Below are 13,018 nucleotides of genomic sequence, written 5' to 3'. Positions count from 1 at the left end.
CTCGCGAGTGGTCTGATCAAGCGACCTTCGTCGCGCTCAGGATGCCGTGTGCGATGAGGGTCCCCGGCATCGTTTTGAGGTCCTGGGCAACCGCTTTCGTAACCTTGAACCCGCATTCCTCCATCCAGCCGCGGTACGTCGACAGCTTTTGCGGCCCGCCCTTACCCATGGTGCAGGCGAGGAAGTATGCGGGGAACATGTCAACGCCGGCGCTGCTGGGCTCCTTGACGTCCTCGGGATACACCGGAACCAGGATGTTGATCCGCCCACCGACGTCCAGCGCCGCGTTGACACCTTTGAGGATCTCGATCACATCTTTCTTGTCGAACATGTCCAGGAAGTGCTTGATCAGGACGACGTCGAATCCCTTGGGGACGCCTTCAAAGACATCACCGCCGATGAACGAGCAGTGTTCCGCCAACCCATGGGACCGGAAGTTCGCCAGGCATTCGTCCTCCTTCTCCGGCAGGTCGAAGGTCGTCACGCGAAGCCCGGGCGACGCCTTCGACTGATGGGCCAGAATCGCGCCGAGACCGGTGTTCCCGGCGAGATCCAGCACCTGCGAGCCGGATGGGATGTCGATGTTCCGGAAGAACCAGGGATCCAACTGGGTGGTAACGCCGTCCATCATCGCCGCCCAGGATTCCCGGAGGTCCTCGTGCTCGGCCACGGCCTCGTACAGGTTCCCGTCGAACCCGTAGAGTTCCTTCAGGCCGGCCAGCGTGCCGGTTCGAACGCTTTCGGTCAGGTAGAACACCTGCCTGAGCATGACGACCTTGATCATGTTCAGGACGGTGAGCACTTGCTGGAAGTGGACCGGGGCGATGCCCGCGAACGCGTCCAGCGAGTAACCGCCGGAGCGCGCGTCGCGGGAAAGGAAACCCTCCTTGACCGGCAGGTGGAGGAGTTGTTCCACGGCGCCCGGCGCGGCGCCGACGGCGTCGCCGAGCTCGGCCGCGGTCATGCCTGGCTTTTCCCGGAGCGCATCGATGATGCCGAGCTCGAAGCAGGACAGCAGGATCATGAACCTCGCGGGTCCCACCATGTATTCGCGAAGTCGCGTGAACGTGGCTACCGGATTCATGTGCACTAATTCCTTCGGATCGGTTGGCCCCACCACCGCGGCGCGTGGCTCAGCCGAGTCGCAGCGGGAGGTGGTCGACCCGGGTGAGCCCGGGCCGCAGCGTCCACGCGATCTCCTCGCGCTCCACCGCGAGGGACAGGTCCGGGTACCGGTCGAACAGCGCCCGCAGCGCCATTTCTGCCTCCTGCAGGGCCAACGGTGCGCCGACGCAGTAGTGCGTTCCCTGCCCGAACCCGAGGTGGCTCCGCTTTGGATTCCGGCACACGTCCAGCCGGTCGGGGTCGTCGTACTTGCGCGGGTCGGTGTTCGCGGCCAGCAGCAACGGCATGACCGCCGAACCCGCCGGGATCATCACGCCGCCCACCTCGACCTCCTCCGTCGGGTACCGGGGCAGTCCCCATTGGACGGGTCCCAGGCGCATGAACTCGTGCACCGCCTGCGACCACCGCGTCGGGTTCGCGCGCAGCAGCGCGAGCTGGTCCGGGTGCTCCAGCAGGGCGAGCACCGTGTTGCCGAGCAGGTGGGTTGTCGTCTCGTTCCCGGCGATCACCAGGGTGAAGATCAGGGAAAACATCTCCTGGTCGGAGAGGCGGTCGCCATCGGCATCTTGGGCCTGGATGAGCGCACTGATCAGGTCGTCGCGCGGCTCGGCGCGCCGGCGCGCGATCACGTCCAGCACGTGGTCGACGCACTCGCGCAGGATGGTCGGGAGGCGGTCGAGGTAATCCAGGGGCGCGGACAGCATGCGCCCCCACTCGTACCAGTTCGGACGATCGGCCTCGTCGATCCCGACCAGCTCGCAGATCACGGTCATCGGCAGCGGGTAGCAGAACGAGGTCATCAGGTCGACCGGCGTGCCGTCGCGCCCCGCCTCGGCCATCCGGTCGAGCAACGTCTCGGTGATCTTTTCGACCCGTGGCCGCAGCTCGGCCACTCGCCGCGCGGTGAACGTCCGGGAGACCAGCTTGCGCTGCCTGCGATGGTCCGCGCCGTCGATCTGCACGAGCTGGTCGGCGAGGTAGCCGACCAACTCGGACGGGACCTTGTTCTGTTTCATGATCGTGGTCCGCACGTCCGGGCCGCCCAGCACCGGTGCCGGGTTGTTGATGAACCGCGGATCGGTGAGCACCTCGCGCACGTCGTCGTAGCGGGTGACCAACCACATCGGCTGCCCGCCGACGATCGTGCCGCTGAGCATCGGTGCCTGCTCACGCATCCGGGCGTACCCGCCGAACGGGTCGGCGATCAGGTCCGGCGAGAGCAGTTCGATCGGCTCGGCCGGGTTCTCGGCGGTGGCCGCCATAATCCCCCTTTTCCGCGTCAAGGTAAAAGAACTGCTGGCCCACGAGCGTGTGGACGGAACACGAGACGGACTTTCTCGTACCGACAGCCAGACTATGCACGCGCGCGGTGCGCCACATCCCTCGGCTTGGTAGTCGCCGACCTGATCACCCGAGACCGAAGAAAGCGCGGTAGGAAGCCACCTGTCCGTCGAGCATGCGGATTCCATAGTGGACGCGGTGACCGAGCGATGCTGCTTCGCGGAGCAGCCGTGTTTCACGTGGTTTCATGACGATGTCGGCCACAACGCTGCCCGATGGCAGAAGGTGCGGCCGGAACGGCAACGGATCATCGGGGCGCAGCCCGAGCGGCGTGGCGTTCACGACGATGTCGGCACCGTCCAGATCCGGTTCGGTCGAGGTGGCGGTCATGCCCGGCCAGTGCGTGTCCAGGCGCGAGCGGAGCCCGCCCAGCTTCGCGACGTCCAGGTCGCATACCGACAGCCGCTCGACGCCGGCGGCCAGCAGCGCCGCTGCGATGGCGCTCCCCGCACCACCCGCGCCGACCAGCGCAACCCGCCTGTCCTTCGGGTCGTGACCCGCGTCCACGAGGCCCGCCACGAAGCCCGTGCCGTCGAAGTTCTCCGCGTACCAGCTGTCGTCGGATTCCCGCCTGAGCGCGTTGACGCTGCCGGTGATTTCCACCATCGGGCTGCACCGGTCGGCGAGCAGGCGAGCCGCCGCCTTGTGCGGCACCGTGACGAATATGCCGTCGACGTTGCCGATGCACCGAAGTCCGCCGAAGATCCGGTCAAAGTCCTCCGGCCGGGCGTGCACGGGAACCAGCGCCGCGTCGAGTCCCAGTCGCGCGAAAAGCGGATTCAGCAGCCCGGGCGACTGGACCTGAGCGACGGGATCACCGAGGACGACATACAGGCGCGTGGTGCCGCTGATGGGGATTCCAGAAGTTCCAGTCATAGCAGCCTTTCCAAGCCGGTCCCGCCGCCACGGGGTCACCAACCTCCCGCCCCGCAACAACTAGCGCGAACACTCAGCCGCGGAGCATTTCCGCGACGAAATAGGCGAGTTCGATGGACTGGTCGGTGTTGAGACGCGGGTCGCAGGCGGTGCGATAACGGGTAGGCAGTTCGGTTTCGGCGATACCCGTGGAGCCGCCGAGGCATTCCGTTACGTCCTCGCCGGTCACCTCGACGTGGATGCCGCCAGGATGGGTGCCCAGCCGCCGGTGCACCTCGAAGAACCCCGCGATCTCGTCGACCACTTCGGTGAGGTGGCGGGTCTTGTACCCGTTCCGCGACGTCCGGGTGTTGCCGTGCATCGGGTCGCACTGCCAGATCACCTGGTGGCCGGAGGCGGTGACCTTCTCCACGATCGGCGGGAGGGCGTCGCGGACCCGGCCGTGCCCCATGCGGCTGACCAGCGTCAGCCGCCCCGGTGTGCGGTGTGGGTCGAGGCGCCGCACGTAGTCAACGGCCTGCTCCGGGGTGATGCTCGGACCGATCTTGAGGCCGATCGGGTTCGACAGGAGCTCCGCGAACGCGACATGGGCCCCGTCGAGCTGGCGGGTGCGCTCGCCGATCCACGGAAAGTGCGCCAGCCCGCTCGACAGTCGGGGCTCCGGACCGCTGGTGTCCACCCACAGCACGGCCCGCTCGTAGTCGAGGAGGAGCATCTCGTGGCTGACGAAGACCTCGCTCTCGCGGTCGTCCGCGACATGCGGCCCTTCGCCGATCTCCTCGGGCAGCCCGGTGTGCCGGGCTCCGGTGGACGAGGTGTGGACGAGGTCCCGGTGCATCGTATGAGGTTCGGACAGGCCGCCCGCGCAGAGCTTGCGCACCAGGTCCATCGCGTTGGAGGCGTTGGTGTGGGCCCACAGCATTCGAGCAGGGTCCGGCGTCCTCGCGGCGGCCGTGGGCTCCGAGGAGTTCACGATGTCGCCCCGGTAGACCGGCAGCCCCAGTGCGTCGACGGCGTTGGAACGCGGCTTGGCGTACTGCCCGGCCATCCGGGCGATCTTGACCACCGGCATGCCTGCCGCGTCGGCGAGCATGCCGGCCATCCGCAGCAGCACCCGCAGATTGGCCCGCAGGTGGGACTCGGTGTTCTCCGCGAAGGTCTCGGCGCAGTCACCGCCCTGGAGCAGGAACGCCTCGCCGCGGGCGACCGACGCGAGCCGGTCGGACAGCCACGCCGTCTCGTGCGGCGCCACGATCGGCTTGGCCCCGTGCAGCAGCCGGACGATGGCGCTCGCCCGCGCCGGGTCCGGCCACTGCGGCTGCTGCGCGGCCGGCCGGGCCAGCGCCGAGCTGAGCCTGCTGGCCAGCAGGCGGGTGTGGGCCGGGCCGACGGGATCGGACTGGGGCCGGAATCGCCTCATGTCGTTGCCGCATCGGTCTTCGGGATCGCTACGAGTTCTGCCAGATGCTCGCGGGGCATCTGGTCGAGGACACGGATGACCACGTCCTGCGGCACGTCGCGCACCAGCTCCGCGCCCGCGGGCCCGTCCAGGACGAAGGCGAGTCCGGTGCTCACCTTCTTGTCCCGCCGCATATGTCGGGTGAGGACGGCAGGTTCGACGCCGACCGGCAGGGCGGTGGGCAGGCCGTAGTGGCGGACGACCGCCAGGTGTTCGTCCACCCTCGCCTGGCCGATGCGGCCCAACGCCCCCGCCAGCGGCAGCCCGCGCAGGTCCGTCGCGCCGATGAAGTGGCGGCGGGCGATCTCGTCGAGACCGTTGAGCATCTCCCGCCGCGGCAGGGTCGACAGGTGGTCCGTGTCGCACAGCACCGCACTGGGCTGCCAGAACGCGCCGACCAGGTTCTTGCTCGCGGGCAGGTTCACCGCCGTCTTCGGCACACCGGTGTCGGGCACCCAATCCTCCGGACGGGCCGACACGACGACGGCCCGCTTGGCGCCGAGCCGTTGGACGACCTCGGCAAGCGACGTACGCACCCCGGGGCCGATCAGCACGTCGTACGAACGATCCCTGAGGCGCACCGAAACTGTTCTCCTCATGCGGCTCTGCCTTTCAGGTGTGTCCCGGTCGCCCGGAAGAATCGTGGCCACCGAACCGGCCGCCAATCGGTAAAACCATGGGGAGGACCCGTGATTCGCACCCATCGCGCCTCGATGCCTTGGAACTCCCGGGATGCGGGCGGCGAGCGAGGTGTGAATTCAGCGGACCTCACCTGAGAGGATGCTGGAGATCAGCTTCCGGTGCTCCTCGTCATCCTTGATCGTGCGCACCTCCTCGCGGCCGTCGCGGACCGTCAGGTACCGCCGTCCTTTCAGCACGACCTGACCGTTGTCCAAAGCCCGGCCGCACAGGACGTCTTGACCGTCATGCGCCCTGGTGTCCGCCTCGATCTCCCGGAACAGGCGGTCCGTTCCCCGCGCGATCGGGCACGCTTCGGACTCTTCGGCCGCGTACTCCCGGTTGAGGTGGTTCTCCAGTTCCCGCCAGTCGCTCCACTGCCGGGACTCCGTCGTGAAGGTGAAGACGACGCTCCACCGGCTGACCCGGCCGCGGCGTTGCAGAGCGATCCCGAATTCGTGGTCGACCAGCCGGTATTGGCACCCGTACTGGGACTGCACCGCGTCGGAGATCAGCAGCGGCTCGATGAAGGACGGGCCCGGGTAGCCGACGTCCACGAGCCATTCGGCACCGTCCAGGGCAACGCGGTTGAGCATGTGTTCGACGTCGAGCCCAAAGCTCTCCCGGCCTTCGGCGGTGCTGCCTGCCAGCAGCGTGACGTCGTAGCCGAGCTCGCGGAGCAGCCGGTGGAACAGCCGGGCCAGCTGGAAGCACGTGCCGCCCTGCCCGTCGACGACGGTCGTCTCGAACATGGCGTCCTCGTCGATGTCGACGAGCCGTATCCCGTCCCGGAGATCCTGGGCGGCACCGCTGTACGGCAGCGCCATGAGGTGGTTTTTGTGCAGCTTCCGCAATGTCTCGATATCCAGGCCGGTCCCCCCGGCGCAGCCGATCCGTTGCAGGTAGGTGCTCACGTCGAACACGTCATCAACTTCTTTCAGACAGAGATGGCAACTTGGGTCGTGGCCTGCTCGCCGCACATCTGCTCGTGCAGATGCGCGGCGAGCATCCCTGGCGTCGGATGGTCGAAGACCAGGTTGGGTGCGAGTTTCCGTTCGGTCATGGTGCGGAGCCGGTTGCGGAGCTCGATGGCGGTGAGGGAGTCGAAACCGATCTCGAAGAGCCCTTGGTCCGCGCCGATGGGATACGTCGCGCTGTAGCCCAGAACGGCGGCCACCTGAGCCCGCACCAGGTCGAGCAGGACCTTCGCCTGCTCGGCGGCGGGCAGTCCGGCCAGCCGGTCGGCCAGCCCGCGCTCGTCGCCGGCGCTCACGGCGTGCGCCTGCTGCCTGCCCACCCGGACCAGGCCGCGCAGCATGTGCGGCACGCCGCCACCCGCTGCTCCGGCACGCACCTCCCGCAGGTCCAGCTTGGCAGGCACCAGCAGCGCCCGCCCGGACCCGACGGCGGCATCGAACAGGGCCATGCCCTCCGCCGGAGTCATCGCCAGAAGTCCGCCGCGCCGGCTCATCCGGGTCTTGGTGAGGTCGTCGATGCCGGCCGCCATGCCGGTGGTCTGCTCCCACAGGCCCCAGGCAAGCGACAGACCCGGCAGGCCCGCCGTCCGGCGACTGGCCATCAACCCTTCCAGGAACGCGTTCGCCGCCGCGTAGCTGCCGCTGCCCGCACCCATGAACACAGCCGAGACCGACGAGTAGGCAACGAACGCATCGAGGTCCAGGCCGCGGGTCAGCTCATCGAGGTTACGCACCGCGTCCACCTTCGGCGCGAACACCGCGGCCAACCGCTCCGGGGTCAACGTCCCGATCACCCCGTCGTCGGTCACACCGGCCGTATGCACGACACCGGTGAGGCGGTGCTCCGCGGGCACCGATGCCAGCAGGTCCGCCACCTGGTCCCGGTCGGACACGTCGCAGGCGACCACGGACACCGCCGCGCCCTGCTCGGTGAGCTCGGCGACCAGCTCCTCCGCGCCCTCAGCGTTCGGGCCGCGCCGGCTGACGAGCATCAGGTGACGCACGCCGTGCTCAGCGACCAGATGCCGGGCGACCAAGCCACCCAACGACCCGGTGCCGCCCGTGACCAGGACAGTCCCTTCCGGACCGAACACGGCGGGAACGTCCGGGCCGCGACCGGTGGTGCGGGCGAGCCGCGGGACGAAGAGGGTCGTTGCGCGCAGTGCGATCTGCGGTTCACCGCTGGCCAGCACCAAGCCCAGCGCCGGTTCCACGCCGGCGGGATCCGCGGGATCGGCGTCGAACAGGATGATCCGGTCAGGGTTCTCCGCCTGGGCGGCGCGGACCAGACCCCACACCGCCGCGGCGGCCGGGTCGGTCACCGCGTCCGCACCACCGGCGGGCACCGCGCCGCGGGTCACCACCGCCAGCCGCGACTCCTCCAGCCCGTCCCCGGCCAGCCAGCACTGCACCACGTCCAGTACCCGGCAGGTCAACGCCAGCGCCGCGTCGTCCCCGTCACCGCTGACGGCGTCCAAGACCGCCAATGCCGGGGCTGCTGCCCCGGATTCGACGTCGTCGGCCAGGGTCGCGACCTCTTCCGCGGTGGCCACCGGCACCCACGACGGCACGTCCGCCGCCGAAGCCGAGGGCAGCTCGGTCCAGTCCACCTGAAACAACGAGTTGGCGCGCGCCGTGTCCGCCGCCGTCGCCAGCTGCTCCGGGGACACCGTCCGGCTCACCAGCGAGTCCAACGTCACGACCAGGCCGCCGGCCTCGTCCACCGCCTCCAGCGACAGTGCGTCGGGCGCGGGCCTGCCAACGCGCACCCGCAACGCCGAAGCACCGGCCGCGTGCAGCTCCAGCCCGTTCCACGCGAACGGCAGCCGCAGCTCACCTCGGGCGTTGCTGTCGGCTGCCCTGGCGACTGCCACGGCGTTCAGCATGATCGAGTGCAGGGCCGCATCCAGCAGCGCCGGGTGGATTCCGAAGCCGCCCGCTTCCTCGCGCTGGTCCTCGGGCAGGACGACCTCTGCGAAGACGTCGTCGCCTCGCCGCCACAGCTCCCGCACGCCCCGGAACGACGGACCGTACGCGTACCCGTCGTCCGCGAGGACTGCGTAGCCGCTGCCGATGTCCACGGGCTCCGCGCCGGGCGGCGGCCAGGCGGCGAAGTCGAACCTGGCGCTACCGCGGCCCCACTGAACCGTGGGCGACAGCACGCCGGTGGCGTGCCGCGTCCACGCGTCCGCGCCGCCCTCTCCGGTGGCGTCCTCGCGCTGGGAGTACACATCCACCGTGCGCGAACCGCTCTCCCCCGGTCCACCTACCGCGACCTGCACCCGCACGCCGCCGCGCTCGGGCACCACCAACGGCGCCTCGATCACCAACTCCTCCAGCACCGAACACCCGGCCTCATCACCGGCCCGCACCGCCAGCTCCACCAAGCCGGTGCCCGGAACGATCACAACGCCGCTGACGGCGTGATCGGCAAGCCACGGGTGGGACCGCAACGACAAGCGGGAGGTGAACACCAGACCATCGGACTGCGGCAACCGCACCACCGCACCCAGCAGCGGATGATCAGCTCCGGCCAGCCCCAACGACGTCGCGTCGGTCGCCGATTCGCCCGACCGCAACCAATAGTGATGGTGGTCGAAGGCGTAGGTCGGCAGGTCGACGCGTCCGGTCCGTACAGCTGGCAGGACACCGCTCCAGTCCACGGGGACGCCGCGAACGAACAGTTCGGCCATCGACGTCAGCAGCCGCCGCAGGCCACCGTCGTCACGCCGCAACGACCCGACCGTCACCACATCGGCCTCGGCGTCGGCGGCGATCTCGGTGACGGGCTGGATCAAGACCGGGTGCGCACTGATCTCCACGAACACCCGGTGCCCCTGCTCCAACAGATCCTGCACCGCCGGGCCGAAACGCACCTGCTGCCGCAGATTGCGGTACCAGTACTCGGTGCCGACAACTTCGGCGTCCTGCACCCAGCCGCCGTTCACGGTCGAGTAGAACCGCACCGTCGGCGGGTGCGCGGTGATCCCCACCAGCGCCTCGGCGAGCGTGTCCTGGATGTCCTCGACGTGCCGCGTGTGCGAGGCGTAGTCCACCGCGACCCGCCGCACCCGAACACCTCGTGCGGACAGGGATTCCAGCGCCTGGTCCAACGCCTCGGCATCCCCGGCGATCACCACCGAGGCAGGGCCGTTGATCGCGGCCACTTCCACCCGGCCCGCCCACGGCTCCAGGTGCACGGCGAGGTCGTCCGCGGCCAGGGCGACGGAGGCCATACCGCCCCGCCCGGAAAGCTCCGCGGCGATGGCCTGGCTGCGCAATGCCACCACCCGCGCCGCATCCTCCAACGACAGGGCACCGGCCACGCAGGCCGCGGCGATCTCTCCTTGGGAGTGGCCAACGACAGCGTCCGGACGCACACCCAGCGACCGCCACACCGCGGCCAAGCCCACCATCACCGCAAAACTGGCCGGCTGAACGACATCAACCCGTTCCAGCAGCTCGGGTTCTGCCTCGCCGCGCAGCACATCCAGCAGGGACCAGTCGACCCACGGCTGCAACGCCGCCGCGCACTCGGTGATCCGCTCTGCGAAGTCCGGCGAGGAGTCCAGCAGCTCGCGGCCCATCCCGGCCCACTGCGAACCCTGACCCGGGAACACCCATACGACCTTGCCCGGCACACCCGCATTGCCGGTCACCACACCGGCCGTGGTCTCGCCGCGCGCCAAGGCACCCAGCCCGGCCAGTGCTTCCTCCGCAGAGCTCGCGAGAACCACCGCGCGCTCACCGAACATCGCACGGTCCGACACCAACGCCCCGGCCACACCCGCCAGCGGCGCCTCGCCGATGAAGGCCGCCAGCCGACCGGCCTGACCCGCCAACGAACCAACGCTGCGAGCTGACACCACCAACGGCACCACACCTGGCAACGGCTCCGCCGAGACGGGCCGCTCCTCCTCGGCGGACGCCTCCTCCAAGATCAGATGCGCGTTCGTCCCGCTGATCCCGAACGAAGAGACACCGGCTCGGCGCGGATGGCCGTTGACCGGCCAGTCCCGGGGCTCGGTCAGCAATTCCAGCGCACCCGCGGACCAGTCCACCTGACTCGTGGGCTCGTCCACGTGCAGCGTGGGAGGCATAACGCCGTGCCGCAGAGCCTGCACCACTTTGATCACGCTCGCCACACCGGCAGCCGCCTGCGTGTGACCGATGTTCGACTTCAACGACCCCAACCACAACGGACGCCCCGGATCCCGGTCCTGCCCATAAGTGGCCAGGAGCGCCTGCGCCTCAATCGGATCGCCCAACGCCGTGCCGGTTCCGTGACCCTCCACAACGTCCACATCGGAGGAAGCGAGTCCGGCGTTTGCCAGCGCACTACGGATCACCCGCTGCTGGGACGGGCCATTCGGCGCGGTCAAGCCGTTGGAGGCGCCGTCCTGATTCACCGCGCTACCACGCAACACCGCCAACACCCGGTGCCCACGCTCCCGCGCAACCGACAACCGCTCCAGCACCACCAAACCGACACCCTCGGCCCAGGCGGTGCCATCGGCGCCGTCCGCGTACGCCTTGCACCGCCCATCCCCGGCCAGTCCCCGCTGCCGGGAGAACTCCACGAACGAGGTCGGCGTCGCCATCACCGTCACGCCGCCGGCCAGCGCCATCGAGCACTCACCTTGCCGAAGTGCTTGCGCGGCAAGGTGAATGGCCACCAACGACGACGAACACGCCGTGTCGATCGTCACCGCGGGCCCCTCGAAACCGAACACATAGGACACCCGGCCCGACGCCACACTCGACGCCGAACCGGTGGTCGTGAAACCCTCCAACTCCGGTACGGCAGCGCCCATCCCGTAGCCCTGACTGGCCACACCGGCGAATACGCCGGCATCGATTCCCTTCAACGAAGTCGGGTCGATGCCCGCCCGTTCCAGCGCCTCCCACGATGCCTCCAGCAGCAACCGCTGCTGCGGATCCATCGCCAATGCCTCACGCGGCGAGATCCCGAAGAACCTCGGGTCGAAAAGCCCGGCGCCTTCGAGGAAACCACCTTGGCTCGTGTACGAAGTGCCCGCACTGTCCGGGTCCGGATCGAACAGACCGTCCAGAGGCCAGCCCCGGTCGTCGGGGAACGGAGACATCCCGTCTCGGCCTTGGTGCACCATCCGCCACAGATCTTCCGGCCCCGCGACACCGCCCGGCAGTCGGCACGACATTCCCACGATCGCGATCGGCTCATCGGGATCGGCGGCAACCGCCGCGACCGCGCCGGGAGCGCCAGACACCGTGTCGCCCAGCTCGTCGCGCAGATATCGGGCGAGTGCCTGGGGGCTCGGGTAGTCGAAAACCAGCGTCGCGGGCAGCTTCAACCCCGTCTCCGCGCGCAACCGGTTGCGCAACTCCACCGACGTCAACGAATCAAACCCAGCATCCTTGAACGCCACATTCGCCCGAACACCCTCCACTTCGGAGTGCCCAAGCACCACCGCGACCTGACCACGAACCAGGTCCAGCAGCAGAGCCTCCTGCTCCGCCACGGCCAGACCCGCCAGCCTGCGGACCAGCCCACGATCCTCCGCGGACGCCGCCCGCGCCTGCTGCCTACCCGCCCGAACCAGACCACGCAGCAGGTGCGGGACTTCCGCGCCTGCCGACGCGCCCGCACGTGCCGCCCGCGGATCCAGTTTGATCGGCACGAGCAGCGCCTGGTCCGCGTGCAGGCCGGTGTCGAACATGTCCAGGCCCTCTGCGGGCGTGATCGCCTGTATGCCATCACGGCTTGCCCGCGCCTGGTCAACATCGTCCAGGTGAGCGGTCATTCCGGCGGTCTGCTCCCACAGACCCCAGGCCAGCGACAGTCCCGGGAGGCCCGCCGCCCGACGATGGGCCATCAACCCGTCCAGGAACGCGTTCGCCGCCGCGTAGTTGCCCTGCCCGGCAGACCCGAACACCCCTGAGGCCGACGAGAACACGACGAACGCGTCGAGGTCCATCCCGCGGGTCAGCTCGTCCAGGTGCCGCACCGCGTCCACCTTCGGGCCGAACACCCCGGCAAGCCGCTCCGGGGTCAACGCCCCGATCACCCCGTCATCCAGCACACCCGCCGTGTGCACCACACCGGTCAACCGGTGCTCACCGGCCACGGATGCCAGCAGGTCCGCCACCTGGTCCCGGTCGGACACATCGCAGGCGGCCACCGACACCTGTGCGCCCTGCTCGGTGAGCTCGGCGACCAACTCCGTCACACCCTCGGCATCCCGGCCCCGCCGACTGGCCAGCACCAAATGCCGCACACCGTGCCCACTCACCAAATGCCGGGCTACGAGACCGCCCAGCGAACCAGCACCTGAGACCAACACCGTCCCGTCTGGACCGAACACGGCGGGAACGTCCGGAGCCTGATCGCCGACGCGGGCGAGGCGCGGTACCGAAAAGGTCGTCCCCCGCACGGCAAGCTGCGGCTCGCCGCTCGCCAGCACTGACCCCAAGACCGCTTCCGGCCTGTCTTCGGTCGCTGGGTCGAGGTCCAGCAGGATGATCCGGTCCGGGTTCTCGGCCTGAGCGGCACGTACCAAACCCCACACCGCCGCGGCGGCCG

At 69.2% G+C, this 13,018-nt stretch carries 7 protein-coding genes; all 7 read right to left on the bottom strand.

The genetic code is table 11. The annotated features are described in order from the left end of the window. Window positions 1-16 precede the first annotated feature (16 nt). Window positions 17-1,084: a methyltransferase gene (locus tag ACFV9T_RS17760; RefSeq protein ID WP_385441167.1), complete on the bottom strand. Its 1,068-nt coding sequence runs from the start codon at window positions 1,082-1,084 to the stop codon at window positions 17-19. 49 nt (window positions 1,085-1,133) lie between these two features. Continuing rightward, a complete protein-coding gene (locus ACFV9T_RS17755; RefSeq protein ID WP_385441166.1) occupies window positions 1,134-2,387 on the bottom strand; it encodes a cytochrome P450 in 1,254 nt (417 codons plus the stop codon). A 145-nt stretch (window positions 2,388-2,532) separates the two neighbouring features. Continuing rightward, window positions 2,533-3,342, bottom strand: a complete 810-nt coding sequence (locus tag ACFV9T_RS17750; RefSeq protein ID WP_385441164.1) for a shikimate dehydrogenase family protein — start codon at window positions 3,340-3,342, stop codon at window positions 2,533-2,535. A 73-nt stretch (window positions 3,343-3,415) separates the two neighbouring features. After that, window positions 3,416-4,762 carry a 3-deoxy-7-phosphoheptulonate synthase gene (locus ACFV9T_RS17745; RefSeq protein WP_385441161.1) on the bottom strand — a complete coding sequence of 449 codons (1,347 nt, stop codon included), beginning with the start codon at window positions 4,760-4,762 and terminating at the stop codon, window positions 3,416-3,418. Continuing rightward, complete coding sequence (locus ACFV9T_RS17740; RefSeq protein WP_385441159.1) at window positions 4,759-5,400, bottom strand: hypothetical protein; 642 nt, start codon at window positions 5,398-5,400, stop codon at window positions 4,759-4,761. Before ACFV9T_RS17740 ends, ACFV9T_RS17745 begins: the two co-directional genes overlap by 4 nt. A 159-nt stretch (window positions 5,401-5,559) precedes the next feature. Then, window positions 5,560-6,402, bottom strand: a complete 843-nt coding sequence (locus ACFV9T_RS17735) for an arylamine N-acetyltransferase (protein WP_385441156.1) — start codon at window positions 6,400-6,402, stop codon at window positions 5,560-5,562. 14 nt (window positions 6,403-6,416) lie between these two features. Then, window positions 6,417-13,004, bottom strand: coding sequence for a type I polyketide synthase (locus ACFV9T_RS17730; protein ID WP_385441154.1), 6,588 nt, complete (start codon window positions 13,002-13,004; stop codon window positions 6,417-6,419). Window positions 13,005-13,018: the final 14 nt, after the last annotated feature.

This window comes from Streptomyces sp. NPDC059850 (assembly GCF_042731515.1).
Lineage (GTDB): Bacteria > Actinomycetota > Actinomycetes > Streptomycetales > Streptomycetaceae > Streptomyces.
The sequence above is the reverse complement of the archived record's forward strand: the minus strand, read 5'-3'. Positions and strand labels throughout refer to the sequence as shown.